This window comes from Micromonospora sp. CPCC 205546 (assembly GCF_036902715.1).
Taxonomy (GTDB): domain Bacteria; phylum Actinomycetota; class Actinomycetes; order Mycobacteriales; family Micromonosporaceae; genus Micromonospora.
This window is the reverse complement of record NZ_JBAKHL010000066.1, coordinates 1-16,581: the sequence shown is the minus strand read 5'-3', so window position 1 is coordinate 16,581 and position 16,581 is coordinate 1. Positions and strand designations below refer to the sequence as shown.

14 protein-coding genes and 2 pseudogenes are annotated in these 16,581 nt (G+C 70.8%); 11 read left to right on the top strand and 5 right to left on the bottom strand.

Annotated elements, in window-relative coordinates:
• Nucleotides 1-62 precede the first annotated feature (62 nt).
• From V6U77_RS24455 to polA, 9 genes are all read left to right on the top strand, one after another.
• On the top strand, nucleotides 63-1,220 hold the full coding sequence (locus V6U77_RS24455) for a branched-chain amino acid ABC transporter substrate-binding protein (RefSeq protein ID WP_334608999.1): 1,158 nt from the start codon (nucleotides 63-65) through the stop codon (nucleotides 1,218-1,220).
• 107 nt (nucleotides 1,221-1,327) lie between these two features.
• Nucleotides 1,328-2,278, top strand: a complete 951-nt coding sequence (locus V6U77_RS24450; RefSeq protein WP_334608998.1) for a branched-chain amino acid ABC transporter permease — start codon at nucleotides 1,328-1,330, stop codon at nucleotides 2,276-2,278.
• Nucleotides 2,275-3,384, top strand: coding sequence for a branched-chain amino acid ABC transporter permease (locus V6U77_RS24445; protein ID WP_334608997.1), 1,110 nt, complete (start codon nucleotides 2,275-2,277; stop codon nucleotides 3,382-3,384). Before V6U77_RS24450 ends, V6U77_RS24445 begins: the two co-directional genes overlap by 4 nt.
• Nucleotides 3,377-4,222, top strand: coding sequence for an ABC transporter ATP-binding protein (locus V6U77_RS24440; protein ID WP_442934500.1), 846 nt, complete (start codon nucleotides 3,377-3,379; stop codon nucleotides 4,220-4,222). The genes V6U77_RS24445 and V6U77_RS24440 overlap by 8 nt, the downstream gene beginning before the upstream one ends.
• Complete coding sequence (locus tag V6U77_RS24435; protein WP_334608995.1) at nucleotides 4,212-4,922, top strand: ABC transporter ATP-binding protein; 711 nt, start codon at nucleotides 4,212-4,214, stop codon at nucleotides 4,920-4,922. The genes V6U77_RS24440 and V6U77_RS24435 overlap by 11 nt, the downstream gene beginning before the upstream one ends.
• Nucleotides 4,923-4,955: 33 nt before the next feature.
• On the top strand, nucleotides 4,956-5,867 hold the full coding sequence (locus V6U77_RS24430) for an ABC transporter substrate-binding protein (RefSeq protein ID WP_334608994.1): 912 nt from the start codon (nucleotides 4,956-4,958) through the stop codon (nucleotides 5,865-5,867).
• Nucleotides 5,868-5,869: 2 nt separating this feature from the next.
• Nucleotides 5,870-6,850, top strand: coding sequence for an amino acid ABC transporter permease (locus tag V6U77_RS24425; RefSeq protein ID WP_334608993.1), 981 nt, complete (start codon nucleotides 5,870-5,872; stop codon nucleotides 6,848-6,850).
• A complete protein-coding gene (locus V6U77_RS24420; RefSeq protein WP_334608991.1) occupies nucleotides 6,847-7,656 on the top strand; it encodes an amino acid ABC transporter ATP-binding protein in 810 nt (269 codons plus the stop codon). Before V6U77_RS24425 ends, V6U77_RS24420 begins: the two co-directional genes overlap by 4 nt.
• A 183-nt stretch (nucleotides 7,657-7,839) precedes the next feature.
• Nucleotides 7,840-10,539, top strand: a complete 2,700-nt coding sequence (gene polA, locus V6U77_RS24415; RefSeq protein WP_334608990.1) for a DNA polymerase I — start codon at nucleotides 7,840-7,842, stop codon at nucleotides 10,537-10,539.
• Nucleotides 10,540-10,748: 209 nt separating this feature from the next.
• Here polA and V6U77_RS24410 read toward each other — a convergent pair.
• From V6U77_RS24410 to V6U77_RS24400, 3 genes and pseudogenes are all read right to left on the bottom strand, one after another.
• Nucleotides 10,749-11,093: pseudogene (locus V6U77_RS24410) on the bottom strand (DUF3140 domain-containing protein); the annotation flags it as partial.
• On the bottom strand, nucleotides 11,080-11,301 hold the full coding sequence (locus V6U77_RS24405) for a DUF2945 domain-containing protein (RefSeq protein WP_334608988.1): 222 nt from the start codon (nucleotides 11,299-11,301) through the stop codon (nucleotides 11,080-11,082). The gene V6U77_RS24405 and the pseudogene V6U77_RS24410, both read right to left, overlap by 14 nt.
• Before the next feature lie 113 nt (nucleotides 11,302-11,414).
• Nucleotides 11,415-12,221 (bottom strand): class I SAM-dependent methyltransferase, encoded by an 807-nt coding sequence (locus V6U77_RS24400; protein WP_334608987.1) that lies wholly within the window; start codon nucleotides 12,219-12,221, stop codon nucleotides 11,415-11,417.
• Between the two features lie 307 nt (nucleotides 12,222-12,528).
• Between V6U77_RS24400 and rpsA the strand changes: the two genes are divergently transcribed.
• Nucleotides 12,529-14,124, top strand: a complete 1,596-nt coding sequence (gene rpsA, locus V6U77_RS24395; RefSeq protein ID WP_334608986.1) for a 30S ribosomal protein S1 — start codon at nucleotides 12,529-12,531, stop codon at nucleotides 14,122-14,124.
• A gap of 104 nt (nucleotides 14,125-14,228) precedes the next feature.
• On the opposite strand, the gene V6U77_RS24390 is transcribed toward rpsA, so the two are convergent.
• The gene (locus tag V6U77_RS24390; RefSeq protein WP_334608985.1) at nucleotides 14,229-14,858 is read right to left on the bottom strand and encodes a GyrI-like domain-containing protein; all 630 of its coding nucleotides are present in this window, start codon (nucleotides 14,856-14,858) and stop codon (nucleotides 14,229-14,231) included.
• Between the two features lie 211 nt (nucleotides 14,859-15,069).
• Between V6U77_RS24390 and coaE the strand changes: the two genes are divergently transcribed.
• Nucleotides 15,070-16,251 carry a dephospho-CoA kinase gene (gene coaE, locus V6U77_RS24385; protein ID WP_334608983.1) on the top strand — a complete coding sequence of 394 codons (1,182 nt, stop codon included), beginning with the start codon at nucleotides 15,070-15,072 and terminating at the stop codon, nucleotides 16,249-16,251.
• 4 nt (nucleotides 16,252-16,255) lie between these two features.
• Here coaE and V6U77_RS24380 read toward each other — a convergent pair.
• A pseudogene (locus tag V6U77_RS24380) lies at nucleotides 16,256-16,581 on the bottom strand (hypothetical protein); the annotation flags it as partial.

Here is a 16,581-nt window from a genome sequence, read left to right as displayed (position 1 = left end):
CCCCCGCAAGGGCCAATCGGCAGCGGGTGGTTCGGACCATTGGACGGAGGAGGGTTCGGGCCTTGAGGCAGAAGCTCGCGCGCGTTATCGGTGGGGTCGCCATGGTGGCGCTCGTCGCCGGCGGCACGGCATGCTCCAGTAGCGACGACGCGGCGTCCGGTGGCGACGCCTGCGGCAACAAGATCGCGTTCTTCGGCGCGCTGACCGGCCCGTCGGCGGCGCTCGGCATCAACGAGAACAACGGCGTCAAGCTGGCGGTCGACAAGTACAACAAGGAGAACGCCGACTGCAAGGTCGAGCTTGTTCCCCTGGACTCGCAGGGCAGCCCGGACCAGGCCCCGGGTCTGGCCCAGAAGGCCATCGACGACACCAAGATCCTCGGCATCGTCGGCCCGGCCTACTCGGGTGAGTCGGAGGCCGCCGGTCCGCTCTTCAACGAGGCCGGTCTGGTCACCATCACCCCCTCCGCGACCCGCCCGAGCCTCTCGGAGCAGGGCTGGAAGACCTTCTTCCGCGCGGTCGGCAACGACTTCAGCCAGGGCCCGGCCGCCGGCAACTACATCAAGAACGTGCTGAAGGCCGACAAGGTCTTCGTCATCGACGACCAGTCCGCGTACGGCGCCGGCCTCGCCGACGAGGTCAAGAAGCTCCTCGGCCCCGCGGTCGTCGGCTCCGACAAGGTCCAGGGCGAGGGCAAGCAGACCGAGTTCTCCGCCGTGGTCACCAAGGTCAAGGCCGCGAACGTCAACGCGGTCTTCTACGGCGGCTACTACCAGGAGGCCGGCCTGATCCGCAAGCAGCTCACCGCTGCCGGGGTCACCGCTCCGATGATCGCCGGCGACGGCGTGAACGACGCCGCCTACATCACCTCCGCGGGCGCGGCGGCGGCCGAGGGCACCATCCTCACCTGCCCGTGCCAGCCGGCCGCCGAGGCGCGCGGCACCTTCGTGCAGGAGTTCAAGGCCCTCAACGGGACCGACCCGGGCACCTACAGCGACACGGCCTACGACGCGGCGAACATCCTGCTCGCCGGCATCAAGGCGGGCAAGACCACCCGTGAGGGCCTGCTGGAGTTCGTGAAGGGCTACAGCGGCGAGGGCGTCGCGGCGAGCTACAAGTTCGTCGAGGGCGGCGAGCTCGACCCGGCGCAGGTGAAGGTCTGGGCCTTCAAGGTCAAGGACGGCAAGGTCGTTCCGGACCAGGAGATCCCGAAGTCCTGACGCCGGTCGCTGCTACAGCGATTGAGTTGTGATCGCGGGTGCGGCCGGGAGCTCGCTCCCGGCCGCACCCCATTTTTCTCTCCAGACCCTGATGGAGCGTCCCTCCCTTGAACTTCGACGGACTGTTCTCCAACTTCGGAGAACTCACCACGACCGGCCTGACGCAGGGCGCGATCTACGCCCTGGTCGCGCTGGGCTACACGCTGGTCTACGGCGTGCTGAAACTCATCAACTTCGCCCACTCCGAGGTCTTCATCGCCGGCGCGTTCTTCGCGATCTGGACCTGGAACTGGTTCGGGCTCGACCAGAACTCGCAGGTCAACGGCATCGGGTCGATCATCTTCTACCTGCTTGTGGCGATGGTCGTCGCGGCGATCGCCTCGGCGACCACCGCGACGCTCATCGAGCGGGTGGCCTACCGGCCGCTGCGTAAGCGCAACGCACCGCCGCTGGCCTTCCTCATCACCGCGATCGGCGCGTCCATCGCCATCGCCGAGGCGTTCGGCATCTGGACCCGCCGCCGCCCCGAGGGCGCACCGTCGCTGGTCAGCTCCAAGCCGCTGTTCGAGATCTTCGGCGTGCCGATCGACGCGGTGCAGCTGCTGACCATCGGCGCCGCGCTGACGATGATGATCGCGCTGGACATGTTCATCAACCGCAGCCGCGTCGGCCGCGGCATCCGGGCGGTCGCCCAGGACGCCAACACCGCCGCGCTGATGGGCGTGAACAAGGACCGGATCATCATGATGGTCTTCATCGCCGGCGGCAGCATGGCCGGCGTCGCCGGCCTGCTCTACGACGTGCGGATCCAGACCCTCACCTACAGCGTCGGCTTCCTGCTCGGCCTCAAGGCCTTCACCGCCGCGGTGCTCGGCGGCATCGGTAACCTGCGTGGCGCGCTCGTCGGCGGCCTGCTGCTGGGCGTGGTGGAGAACTACGCCTCCGGCCTGTTCGGCACGCAGTGGAAGGACTTCGCCGCCTTCGCACTGCTGGTGGTGCTGCTGATGTTCCGGCCGACCGGTCTGCTGGGCGAGTCGCTGGGGAGGGCACGGGCATGACGACCGTTCTGGAGAAGGTGCGCTCCGGCCGCGAGGCGGCCGGGGAGCGGTGGCGCGGCGCGCCGCGCTGGGTGCGCTGGGCGCTGCTGGCCGCGGTGATCGTGTTCTTCTACGCGCTGCCGAACAAGGAGTTCTACCAGTACCTCGGGCCGATCCCGACCCCCGGCGCGAACTTCACCCAGGTGATGTTCACCGTCTCGATCTACGTGCTGCTGGCCGTCGGTCTGAACATCGTGGTCGGCTTCGCCGGCCTGCTCGACCTCGGCTACTTCGGCTTCTTCGCCGTCGGCGCGTACACCGTGGCGGTGCTGACCTCGCCGAGCAGCGACCTCAAGACGCTGTGGCCGTGGCTGCTGGCGGTGCCGGTGGCGATCGCCCTGACGATGGTCTCCGGCGTGATGCTCGGTACGCCGACCCTGCGGCTGCGGGGCGACTACCTGGCGCTGGTGACGCTCGGCTTCGCCGAGATGATCCGCATCGGTGCGGTCAGCTCCGAGTTCCTCAAGGGCCAGCGGGGCTTCAACCAGATTCCGCACCCGCCCGGCCAGTACGCCGACGGCAAGCCGTTCTTCGGCGTGCTCGACGCGCGGCCGTACTACTGGCTGGTGCTCACGGTGATCATCCTGGTGGTCATCGGGGTGCGGAACCTGACCCACAGCCGGGTCGGGCGCGCCTGGATCTCCATCCGCGAGGACGAGGACGCCGCGCAGCTCATGGGCGTGCCGACGTTCAAGTTCAAGCTGTGGGCGTTCGCCGCGGGCGCCGCGATCGCCGGCCTGGCCGGCGCGTTGTTCGCGGGCAAACAGAACTTCGTCAACTCGCAGAACTTCGAGCTGCTGAACTCGATCATCATCCTGGCCGCGGTCATCTTCGGTGGCTCCGGCAACATCGTCGGCGCGATCGTCGGCGGTGGTCTGGTGGCGTACATGATCGAGCGGTTCCGCGGCATCGAGATGTTCGGCGTCGAGCTGTACGAGTACCGGTTCCTGTTCTTCGGCCTGGTGCTGGTGGTCATGATGATCTTCCGGCCGGAGGGTCTGATCCCCAACCGACGACGTGCGGCGGAGTTCAAGGATCGCCGCAAGGAGGTGACCGTCGGTGAGTGACACCGAGCTGACGCCGACCGTTCCGGCGCAGGCCGGCGCGCCGGCAGTGGAGGCGGTGCCCACCCGGGAACCGCTGCTGGAGGTCGACAACGTCACGCTGCGCTTCGGCGGCGTGGTCGCCCTGAACCAGGTGGACTTCACCCTCTACAAGGGCGAGATCCTCGGTCTGATCGGCCCGAACGGCGCCGGCAAGACCACCTGCTTCAACGCCATGACCGGCATCTACCAGCCCACCGAGGGTGAGATCCGGTTCCGCGGTCAGAGGATCAGCGGCAAGAAGCGGCACCACATCACCAAGATGGGCATGGCGCGGACGTTCCAGAACATCCGCCTCTTCCCGGAGATGACCGCGCTGGAGAACGTCCAGGTCGGTGCCGACGCGCACCACAAGACCAGTGTCGTCTCCGCGCTGTTCCGCCTGCCGCGGCACTGGAAGGAGGAGCGGGAGGGCCGGGAGAAGGCCGAGCGCCTGCTGGAGTTCGTCGGCATCCGCAAGCGGATGCACGAGTTCGCCCGCAACCTCTCCTACGGCGAGCAGCGGCGGCTGGAGATCGCCCGCGCGCTGGCCACCGACCCCGTGCTGCTCTGCCTGGACGAGCCGGCCGCCGGCTTCAACCCGGCGGAGAAGGAGGAACTGCTCCAGCTCATCCGGCAGATCCGGGACACCGGCGTGACCGTGCTGCTCATCGAGCACGACATGCGCCTGGTCATGGGGGTCACCGACCGGATCGTGGTGCTGGAGTTCGGAAAGAAGATCGCCGACGGGCTGCCCGCCGAGGTGCGGGAGAACCCGAAGGTGATCGCGGCGTACCTGGGGGTGCCGGACGATGCTGCTTGAGATCGACGATGTGAGCCTGCTCTACGGGCGGATCCAGGCGCTGCACGGCATCAGCCTGACGGTGGACGAGGGCGAGATCGTCGCCCTGATCGGCGCCAACGGCGCCGGCAAGTCGACCACGATGCGGGCGATCTCCGGGATCCGGCCGGTCGCCAGCGGCAGCATCCGGTTCAACGGTGAGGACATCACGAAGCTCCGGGCGGACCTGCGGGTCCGGCGGGGGCTGTGCCAGGCCCCCGAGGGCCGGGGGATCTTCCCGGGCATGACGGTGCTGGAGAACCTGGACATGGGCGCGTACACGCGCCGTGACCGGGCCGGCATCGCCCAGGACCTCGACCGGGTGCTGGGGCTCTTCCCGCGCCTGGCCGAGCGGCGCAAGCAGCAGGGCGGCACCCTCTCGGGCGGTGAGCAGCAGATGCTGGCGGTCGGGCGGGCGCTGATGAGCCGGCCGAAGCTGCTGCTGCTCGACGAGCCCTCGATGGGTCTGGCCCCGATGCTGATCCAGCAGATCTTCGACATCATCGTCGAGATCAACCAGCAGGGCACCACCGTCCTGCTGGTGGAGCAGAACGCCCAGCAGGCGCTGGCCCGCGCCCACCGGGCGTACGTGCTGGAGACCGGCCGGATCGTCAAGAGCGGCACCGGCGCCGAGCTGCTGCACGACCCGGCGGTCAAAGAGGCCTACCTCGGCGTGGCCTGACCGGCCGTCACCCCTCATCGCAAGGAGTACCCCATGTTCCTCATCAGTGGTGGCCGCCGGGCCGCCCTCGGCGTCACCGGCGCCGCGCTGCTCGCCCTCTCGCTGGCCGGCTGCGGCGAGAAGGAGAACACCGAGCAGCCCGGCGCCGGCCCGAGCGTCACCGCCGCCGCCGACTCGGCGCTGGCGGCGAAGGTGCCCGACGCCATCAAGGCCGACGGCGTGATCAAGGTCGGCACCGACTCGACGTACGCCCCGGCGGAGTTCCTCGACGCCGACGGCAAGACGGTGGTCGGCTTCGACATCGAGCTGTTCAACGCGGTCGCGCAGAAGCTCGGCCTTAAGGCCGAGTACGAGTCGGCGCCGTTCGACGCGATCCTGCCGGGCGTGGACTCGGGCAAGTACGAGGTCGGCGTCTCGTCGTTCACCATCAACGCCGACCGGATGAAGACCGTCAACATGGTCAGCTACTACTCGGCCGGCACCCAGTGGGCGACCAAGGCCGGCAACCCGGCCAAGGTCGACACCGAGAACGCCTGCGGCAAGAAGATCGCCGTGCAGGTCGGCACCGTGCAGCTCGACGACATCACCGCCCGGTCGAAGAAGTGCACCGACGCCGGCAAGCCGGCCATCACCATCGACCAGTACCAGGCGCAGAGCGACGCCACCGCCGCGGTGGTCAGCGGCAAGGACGACGCCATGCTGGCCGACTCCCCGGTCGGGGCGTACGCGGTGAAGCAGAGCAACGGCCAGCTGGAGCTGCTCGGCGACATCTACGAGTCGGCCCCGTACGGCTACGCGGTGAAGAAGGACCAGGCCGCGTTCGCCGAGGTGCTCAAGGAGGCCGTCGCGGCGGTCATCGCCGACGGCTCGTACGAGGGCGCGCTGAAGAAGTGGGGCGTCGAGGGCGGCGCCATCACGACTCCGGCGCTGAACCCGACCAGCTGACAATGTCGGTCGAAACAGGAACACCCGAGCGGGCACGGCCGGAACCCATCCGCGCCGTGCCCGTGCGGCATCCCGGGCGGTGGGTCGCCGTCGCCGTGATCGGGGTGCTGGTGGCCATGTTCGTCCACCTGCTGGTGACGAACAAGGCGTTCAACTGGTCCTTCATGGTCGACGAGATGTTCCGCCCGCCGATCATGGAGGGGGTACGCGGCAGCCTCGCGCTGCTCGTGACCTCCATGCTGATCGGCATCGTGCTGGGCGTCGTCATCGCCATCATGCGGCTGTCGGAGAACCCGATCCTGCGCGGCGTCGCCTGGGCGTACACCTGGTTCTTCCGGGCGGTGCCCCGGCTGGTGCTGGCGATCCTCTTCGGCAACCTGGGCATCCTCTGGGCGCGCATCGAGTTCGGGCTGCCCTTCGACCGGCAGATCGGCGCCCTGTTCGGGGTCGACGACTTCGAGGCGCGGCTGTTCGGCTTCTCGGCGGTGGACATCCTCACCGGGTTCGTCGCCGGCATGCTGGCGCTGGGCCTGTCAGAGGCCGCCTACATGGCGGAGATCGTCCGGGCCGGCATCCAGTCGGTCGACGAGGGTCAGACGGAGGCCGCGCAGGCCCTCGGTCTGAAGCGGTCGCAGATCCTGCGCCGCATCGTGCTGCCGCAGGCCATGCGGGTGATCGTCCCGCCGACCGGCAACGAGACCATCGCCATGCTCAAGGACACCTCGCTGGTGGCCTTCGTGCCGGTCTCGATGGAGCTGTTCTTCCAGCTCAGAGCCGTGAGTAGCCGTACCTACCAGGTCGTCCCGATGCTGGTCGCGGCGACCATCTGGTATCTGCTGCTGACCAGCGTGCTGCTGGTCGGGCAGTACTACCTGGAGCGGCACTTCTCCAAGGGCGTCGGGCGCAGCGCGCGGGCGAAGACCAAGCTGCGGGGGATCGCGGCCGAGAGCGGCGGCACGACCGGGAAGGCGGGCGGCGCATGACCGAGCTGACGGTGCCGGCGCAGGCCGGCGGACCGGCGGTGGAGTCCGGGCCGATGGTCCGGGCCGAGCAGGTACACAAGTCGTTCGGGTCGATCGAGGTGCTCAAGGGCATCGACCTGGAGGTCCGCAGCGGCGAGGTGTGCTGCCTGCTGGGCCCCTCCGGCTCCGGCAAGTCGACGTTCCTGCGCTGCATCAACCACCTGGAGAAGATCAACGCCGGTCGCATCTGGGTGGACGGCGACCTGATCGGCTACCGCGAGCGCGGCGGCAAGCTGCACGAGATGCGCGAGTCCGACGTCGCCGCCCAGCGCCGGGCGATCGGCATGGTGTTCCAGCGGTTCAACCTCTTTCCGCACATGACCGCCCTGCAGAACGTCGCCGAGGCGCCGGTGCTGCTGGGCCGGGAGAAGAAGGCCGCCGCCCGGGACCGGGCCGCCGCGCTGCTGGAGCGGGTGGGGCTGGGCGACAAGCTCGGCAACTACCCGAGCCAGCTCTCCGGCGGCCAGCAGCAGCGGGTGGCGATCGCCCGGGCGCTGGCGATGCAGCCGAAGCTGATGCTCTTCGACGAGCCGACCAGCGCGCTCGACCCGGAGCTGGTCGGCGAGGTGCTCGACGTGATGAAGGACCTCGCCCGTGACGGCATGACGATGATCGTGGTCACCCACGAGATCGGCTTCGCCCGCGAGGTCGGCGACTCGCTGGTCTTCATGGACGGCGGCGTCGTGGTCGAGTCCGGCGTCCCCCGCGAGGTGATCGCCAACCCCCGGCACGACCGGACGAAGGCGTTCCTGGCCAAGGTGCTCTGAGGCGGATTGCCGGCGCGGCCCCGTCCGGGCCGCGCCGGCGCCCCGTGCCGGTGGCGTCCGTCGCGATGGCGTCGCGTGCCGGTCGGGTCGCGCGCCGGTCCGTCGCGTGCCGATCGCGTCCGTCGCGTGTCGCGTCCGTGCCGGTGTCCGGGAGTGTCGGAGCGGGCGGCTAGAGTCGCTGCCGTGACAGCTACGACGCCGCGCCTGCTCCTCGTCGACGGACACTCCCTGGCATACCGGGCCTTCTTCGCCCTGCCGGTGGAGAACTTCTCCACCACGACGGGGCAGCCGACCAACGCCGTCTACGGCTTCACCTCCATGCTGATCAACGTGCTGCGCGACGAGCAGCCGACGCACATCGTGGTCGCCTTCGACGTCTCCCGCCGCTCCTTCCGCACGGAGAAGTACGCGGAGTACAAGGCCGGCCGCAGCGAGACCCCGACCGACTTCAAGGGCCAGGTCAGCCTGGTCAAGGAGGTCCTCGCGGCGCTGCGCATCCCGGTGGTGGAGAAGGAGGGCTACGAGGCCGACGACATCATCGCCACCCTCGCCTGCCAGGCCCGCGACCAGGGCATGTCCGTGCTGATCAGCACGGGCGACCGGGACGCCTTCCAGCTCGTCGGCGACCGGGTCACGGTGCTCTACCCGCGCAAGGGCGTCTCCGACCTGGCCCGGATGGACCCGGCGGCGATCGAGGCGAAGTACGGCGTGGCCCCGGAGCGCTACCGCGACCTGGCCGCCCTGGTCGGCGAGACCAGCGACAACCTGCCCGGCGTCCCGGGCGTCGGCCCGAAGACCGCCGCGAAGTGGATCAACCTCTACGGCGGGGTCGACGGGGTCGTCGCGCGGGCCGACGAGATCAAGGGCAAGGCCGGCGACAGCCTGCGCGAGCGGCTCGCCGACGTGATCCGCAACTACGAGATCAACTGCCTCGTCTCCGACGTGGAGCTGCCACTGCGCCCCGAGGAGACGCGCTGGGAGGGATGGGACCGCGAGGCCGTCCACCAGGTCTTCGACACCCTCGAGTTCCGCATCCTGCGGGACCGGCTCTACCAGTACCTGGAGGCGGTGGAGCCGGAGGCCGAGTCCGGCTTCGACCTGACCGGCGAGGTGCTCACCGAGCCCGGCGCGCTCGCCGGGTGGCTGGAGACGCACGCGCCGGCCGACACCCCGGTGGGCGTGGCGGCGAAGCTCGACACCGGCCCCAACCGCCGGCACACCGCCTCGGTGACCGGGCTTGCGCTGGCCACCGCCGGCGGCGCGGCGGCCTGGGTCGACCCCGCCACCCTGGAGCCCGCCGACGAGGCGGCCCTGGCGGCCTGGCTGGCCGACGCCGGGCGGCCCAAGGTGCTGCACGACAGCAAGCCGGCGGTGCTGGCGTTCGCCGCGCACGGCTGGAGCCTGGAGGGCATCCTGCGCGACACCCAGATCGCCGCCTACCTGGCCCGCCCCGACCAGCGCTCCTACGACCTGACCGACCTCGCCCTGCGCTACCTGCACCGCGAGCTGCGGGTCGACGCCCCCGAGACCGGCCAGCTCACCCTGGAGGGGCTCGGCAACGACGCCGAGGCGGAGCAGAACCTCATGCTCCAGGCCCGCGCCACCCTCGACCTGGCCGACGCGATCGACGCCGAGCTGTCCCGCGACGGCGAGCAGTCGGCGCGGCTGATGGCGGGGGTGGAGCTGCCGCTGATGCGGGTGCTCGCCGGCATGGAACGCACCGGCATCGCCGCCGACACCGACTACCTCTCCGAGCTGGAGGCGCACTTCGCCGCCGAGGTGAAGGCCGCCGCCCAGGGGGCGTACGAGGCGGTCGGCCGGGAGTTCAACCTCGGTTCGCCGAAGCAGTTGCAGGAGATCCTCTTCGTCGAACTGGGGCTGCCCAAGACCAAGAAGATCAAGACCGGCTACACCACCGACGCCGACGCCCTGCAGTGGCTGCACGCGCAGAACCCGCACCCCGTGCTGACCCACCTGCTGCGCCACCGGGACGTGGCGAAGCTCAAGACGACCGTCGACGGGCTGCTCAAGTCGGTCTCCGACGACGGCCGCATCCACACCACCTTCAACCAGACGGTGGCGGCCACCGGCCGGCTCTCCTCGACCGAGCCCAACCTGCAGAACATCCCGATCCGCACCGAGGAGGGCCGGCGCATCCGCCGCGCCTTCGTGGTGGGGGAGGGCTACGAGTGCCTGCTCACCGCCGACTACAGCCAGATCGAGATGCGGATCATGGCGCACCTGTCGTCGGACGACGCGCTGATCGAGGCGTTCAACTCCGGGGCCGACTTCCACGCCGTCACCGCCTCGTCGGTCTTCGGGGTGCCGGTGGGCGAGGTGACCGCCGACCAGCGGCGCAAGATCAAGGCGATGAACTACGGCCTGGCGTACGGGCTGAGCGCGTTCGGCCTCTCCCAGCAGCTCGGGATCACCGCCGAGGAGGCGCGCGGGCTGATGGAGGACTACTTCGCCGGGTTCGGCGGGGTGCGCGACTACCTCCAGGAGGTCGTCGCCCGCGCCCGCCACGACGGCTACACCTCGACGATCCTGGGTCGGCGGCGTTACCTGCCCGACCTGGTCAGCGACAACCGGCAGCGCCGGGAGATGGCCGAGCGGATGGCGCTCAACGCCCCCATCCAGGGCTCGGCGGCCGACATCATCAAGGTCGCCATGCTGCACGTCGACACGGCGCTGGGCGAGGCGGGCCTGCGCTCGCGGATGCTGCTGCAGGTGCACGACGAGCTGGTCTTCGAGGTCGCCCCGGGCGAACGGGAGGCCCTGGAGGCGCTGGTGCGCCGCGAGATGGGTGCGGCGCACCCGCTGTCGGTGCCGCTGGAGGTCTCCGTGGGCGAGGGGCGGGACTGGAACAGCGCCGACCACTGATCCCTCCGGGTGGGGTTTCCGGGGCAGCCCGACCCGCTCCGGGCGGTCAGGCCCGACCCCCGCGTGGGTCGGGCTGCCCCGGAAACCCTGCCGTGCGCGTGGTGGTCTGCCGGACTTCGACGTACCGGGTCGGCGTGAGCCCGGTCCGCGCCGCCGCGGCACCTGTCAGGGCCGGTCGGACCGGGCCCCTGTCGCCAGGGTCGCGGTCACCTGAGGGGGTCGTGGCCCCAGTTCATCAGCGACCAGCGCCACTTCGTGTCGCGGACGTCGCCGGAGGGGCGCTGGGCCATGTGCCGGCGGACGTAGCCGACGACCTTGCGCATGTGCCGGTAGTCGCCCTCGGAGAGTTCGGCACGCCTGCGCCGCAGCAGGCTGATGATCTTCCGGCCGGACTCGTGCCCGACCGACTCGCCGCCGCCGGAGCGCCCACCCTTGTGCCAGCCGACCTGCTTCGACTCGTCGGTCTCCAGCCAGGTCGACAGCTCGGCCGGCTTCATGTTCACCGCCTCGGTGAACTCCCGGTAGGTGTCCCGGTCCTGGTCATCGGTGCTCATGGCGCAACACCTCCGGCCGGTGCGCGACGTCGCGCCCCGAGTCGTCGTTGCGGATGCGGTACTGCGGTTCGTCGGCGGACGCGTTCACGGTGTGCCCGCGTACGTGCGTCCGTTCGGTGATCTTCTCCTTCACCACGCCGTACGCCCGGCCGCTGTGGCTGGCCCAGGAGACGTGGTCGCCCTCGCGGAACTCGTTCTGCTCGGCCATGCCGCGCGGGTACCCGGCGTCGATGTCCCGAAACGACGGCCGGCGGCCGGGCGGGCCGGCCCACCGGCGGGGTCCGCAGGTGTCCGGGCGGTCCGGCCAACCCGCGCCCGGTGTCAGCCGGCGGGCTTCTGAGCGACGAAGATGGCGGTGCCGGGGAAGAGCCGACCGCGCAGCGGGCTCCACTGCCCCCAGATCCCCTCGTGCCCCTCGGGCCACTCCGGCTCCAGCACGTCGGCCAGGCGGAACCCGGCGCCCACGATCTCCCGGACCCGGTCGCCGAGGGTGCGGTGCTGCTCGACGTAGGTGGCCTCGCCCGCCTCGTCCTGTTCCACGTAGGGGGAGCGGTCGAAGTACGAGTGCACGGCCGTCAGCCCGCCCTCGCCGGGATCGTCGAGGAAGATCCACCGCATCGGGTGGGTCACCGAGAACACCCACCGGCCCCCGGGACGCAGCACCCGGAACACCTCGCGCATGACCGCCGCCGAGTCGGCCACGAAGGGGACCGCCCCGAACGCCGTGCAGGCCGTGTCGAAGGCGGCGTCGGCGAAGGGCAGCGCCAGCGCGTCGGCCTGCACCAGCGGCACGGGTACGCCGGTGCGCCCGGCGGCCAGCGCCGCGTGCCGCAGCATCCCGGCGGACAGGTCCAGGGCGACCGGCCTGGCCCCCTGGGTGGCGAGCCACCGCGCGGCTGCGGCGGCCCCGCAGCCGAGCTCCAGCACCCGCCGCCCGGCGAGGTCGCCGAGCAGCCGTACGTCGGCCTCCCGCACGCCCTCGGGGCACCAGACGAAGTCCAGGTCGCCGAGGAAGCGGCCGTGTTCGGCCTGGTAGTCGTCGGCGTCGGCGTCCCACCAGCGGCGGTTCGCCCGGCGGGCCTCGGCGTCGCCGACCCGGCGCCGGGTCACCCGGCTGTCGTCATCCACCCGCTCACGCTAGCCCCGGTCGGGCCGTGGGCCGGCCGACCCCCGCGGTGCGGCGGACAGTGTCCGGCGCTACCGTTCATCCTGATGCTCCTGTGACGGACGCGACATCTGGGACGGCTTCCGACCGATATCTCCGCTTTCGCAGTTGACGAGGCGGCGAGAGGGCGGGAGGGCTTGCACGCTGTGGTAATGCAGCGGGTAGGCTAGACGATGCGCTCGCGGATCGTGTGCCTCGGCAGGGAGCAGGTGCGCGGTCTCCGGGACCACTGGCGGAGCCACATCCATGATCTCACGCGATGATCTTTCGGTGTGCCCGGAGTGTGCCCGGCGACGGATCCGCTGGCGCGAACAGGTCACCGCGACACACCAGCCTGCTGTGACACACCATCCGACCGGAGCAACCGCCCACATGACGAGCAGCATCGAGGCCCCCTCGAGCGCCACCCGGGTCACCCACGACGATCTCGGTTCCGAGGAGGCTTTCCTCGCCGCGATCGACGAGACCATCAAGTACTTCAATGACGGCGACATTGTCGAAGGCACCGTCGTCAAGGTCGATCGGGACGAGGTCCTGCTCGACATCGGCTACAAGACCGAGGGTGTCATCCCCTCTCGGGAGTTGTCGATCAAGCACGACGTGGACCCGGCCGAGGTCGTTTCGGTTGGTGACCACATCGAGGCCCTGGTCCTCCAGAAGGAGGACAAGGAGGGTCGTCTGATCCTCTCCAAGAAGCGGGCGCAGTACGAGCGGGCCTGGGGCACCATCGAGAAGATCAAGGACGAGGACGGCGTCGTCCGCGGCTCGGTCATCGAGGTGGTCAAGGGCGGTCTCATCCTCGACATCGGGCTGCGCGGCTTCCTGCCCGCGTCCCTGGTCGAGATGCGTCGGGTGCGTGACCTGCAGCCGTACGTGGGCCGTGAGCTCGAAGCCAAGATCATCGAGCTGGACAAGAACCGCAACAACGTGGTCCTGTCCCGCCGGGCCTGGCTGGAGCAGACGCAGTCCGAGGTGCGCACCGAGTTCCTCAACAAGCTGCAGAAGGGCCAGGTCCGCAAGGGCGTCGTGTCCTCGATCGTCAACTTCGGCGCGTTCGTCGACCTGGGCGGCGTGGACGGCCTGGTGCACGTCTCCGAGCTGTCCTGGAAGCACATCGACCACCCGTCCGAGGTCGTCGAGGTCGGCCAGGAGGTCGAGGTCGAGGTCCTGGACGTCGACCTGGACCGCGAGCGGGTCTCGCTGTCGCTGAAGGCGACGCAGGAGGACCCGTGGCGTCAGTTCGCCCGCACCCACGCGATCCAGCAGATCGTGCCGGGTAAGGTCACCAAGCTGGTGCCGTTCGGCGCCTTCGTCCGGGTGGACGACGGCATCGAGGGCCTGGTCCACATCTCCGAGCTGGCCGAGCGCCACGTGGAGATCCCGGAGCAGGTCGTCCAGGTCGGCTCCGAGGTCATGGTCAAGGTCATCGACATCGACCTGGAGCGCCGCCGGATCTCGCTGTCGCTCAAGCAGGCCAACGAGGGCTTCGTCGAGGGCGAGGAGCACTTCGACCCGACCCTCTACGGCATGGCGGCGACGTACGACGCCGAGGGCAACTACATCTACCCGGAGGGCTTCGACCCGGAGACGGGCGAGTGGCTCGAGGGGTACGACAAGCAGCGCGAGACCTGGGAGAACCAGTACGCCGAGGCGCGTCAGCGCTGGGAGGCCCACACCAAGCAGGTGCAGACCTCCCGGGCCGCCGACGCCGAGGCCGCTGCCAACCCGGCTCCGGCCGTCACCGGTGGTGGCACCACCACCTCGACCAGCGCGGCCCCGAGCCGTCAGGCCGAGGAGCCGGCCGGCACCCTGGCCACCGACGAGGCGCTCGCCGCTCTGCGGGAGAAGCTCGCCGGCGGCAAGTGACCCGCTGAACGACGACGGGCCCCGTCCCCGCGATCGCGAGATCGCCGGGGGCGGGGCTCCCGTCTCTTCCGCACCGACCGCCACCACCGGCGTCGTCGTTTCGCCTATGCACTCGACGCGTCGGCGACCGGTTGCCTCAGGATGGTGCGCCGCCTCTCGGGCGCGACCCTGCGGAAGTCGCTGAGATAGATCTCGTGGTGCCTGCCGACCATCCGCAGCCCGTTGCCCGGCACGAACTCACCGTGCAGTCTCGCCAGCACCTCGGCCTCGTCGTCGAAGGAACCGACGTGCAGCGTCTGCACGCACCTGCCTTCGGACAGTGTCTCCAGACGGATGTCGTCGAGACGCGTCGGGCGGTTGCGCGCCCCGGCCTGGGCCACGGCGGCGGTGAACATGTCCTGGCCGATCCAGTCCGGGGTCATGATCATCAGCGTCCAGTTCCACCGTGACTTGTCGCGTCGGGTGGTGAAGGAGTCCATGTCCTCGGCCCACCACAGCCCCTCCAGGGGCGGGACGACGTAGTCGCGTCCGAGGTCGCGGCGGCTGGCGAACTTCAGCTTGTAGGCCACCGGGTAGAGGGCCTCGACGGCGTCGGTGAACGCCGGCGAGGTGTTCGGGTCGCCGTGGCCGTCGACCATGACGTACCGCGTGTCGGGCACGTCCACGAGCCGGAACCGGCCTCGTCCGGCCCGGTAGGCGTCGAGGGTCTTCTTGAAGTCGGTCTTGTCCGTCATCAGGTACCTGGACTCGGCTGGCGAGCCACTGCCTTTCTGCCTGTTCGAGGCGCAGCGAGTCGGAAGCACCTCGCCGCGTCGGGACGCGGGGAGGGGATCTCCGCCCAGCCTGGCGGGTCGTTCCCGCGGAGGGCTGGCCGGGGGCGCGGTGACGGCCCGGACGAGGTGCCCCGGTGCCGGTGGCGCGTCGGTGATCCGGTTGACTGGTGCCGTGTTGAAGGTGGGACTGACCGGGGGAATCGGGTCGGGCAAGAGCGCCGTGGCGAGGCGGCTGGCCGAGTGCGGCGCGGTGGTGATCGACTCCGACCGCCTGGCCCGGGAGGTGGTCGCGCCGGGCACGGAGGGGCTGGCCGAGATCGTCGCGGCCTTCTCCGAGCGGATCCTCGACGCCGACGGCGCCCTCGACCGGGCGGCGCTGGGCGCGCTGGTGTTCGCCGACGAGACGGCGCGCCGCCGGCTGGAGGCGATCACCCATCCACGCGTACGGGCCCGCTCCGCCGAGATCGCCGCCGCGGCGGGACCCGACGCGATCGTGGTCAACGACGTGCCGCTGCTGGTCGAGGTGGGGCTCGCGCCCACGTACCACCTGGTGGTCGTGGTGCAGACGGAGGTGGCCACCCGACTCGCGCGGCTGGCCCGCGACCGGGGGATGGACCGGGCGGAGGCCGAGCGGCGGATCGCCGCGCAGGCCGACGACGCCCGTCGCCGGGCCGCGGCGGACGTGCTGCTGACCAACGACGGCAGCCTCGCCGACCTGCACGCGGCGGTCGACGCGCTGTGGCACGAGCGGCTGCGACCCTATGCGGCGAACCTGCGCGAGCGGCGGGCGGCCACCTCGGAGCACGTCGTCCTGACGGAGGCCGACCCGACCTGGCCGCAGCAGTACGCGCGGCTGGCCGCCCGGATCCGGCACGCGGTCGCCCCCGCCGACCCGCGCATCGACCACATCGGCTCGACCGCGGTCCCGGGACTCGCCGCCAAGGACGTGATCGACGTCCAACTCACCGTCCCGACGCTGGCCGACGCGGACGGGCCGCTGGCCGAACGACTCGCGGCGGCGGGTTTCCCGCGCCTGCCCGGCGACTGGTGGGACAACCCCCGTCCGCCCGGCAGCGCCCGCTGGGAGAAACGGCTGCACGCCAGCGCCGACCCCGGCCGCCCCGTGCACCTGCACGTCCGCGCGGTGGACTCGCCGGGCTGGCGCTACGCGCTGCTGATGCGCGACCACCTGCGTGCCGACCCGGACCAACGGTCGGCCTACCTGGCGCTGAAGCGGGAGCTGGCGGCCTCCGCCCCGGACAGCGTCACCTGGACCACGGCGAAGGACCCGTGGTTCGACGAGGAGCACCTGCGCGCCGAGCAGTGGGCTGCGCAGACGGGCTGGCGCCCCTGACCGGTCAGCGGCCCCCGGCCGGGGGCCGGGGCGCGGGGATGAGCCGGGGCACCGTGGTGGGCGTCAGGTCGAGCTGGGCCCAGGCGCCGGCACGGGTGCGCAGTTCCAGGCGGCGCAGCTTGCCGGAGCGGTCGATCCAGTAGCGCAGCGGCCCCCGCGACGTACGCAGCTCGACGACGTCGACGGCCTTGCCGGCGGCGGTGTCGCCGCGTATCCGCAGGGCCGCACGGCGCCCCTCGGGCGACCCCGCGGCCCGCAGCGCCGCGTCGAGCAGCAGGCCCGGCTCGCCCGCGCGCCGCGGGTCGGCCCGCCAGCCCCGGGGGGGCGGCG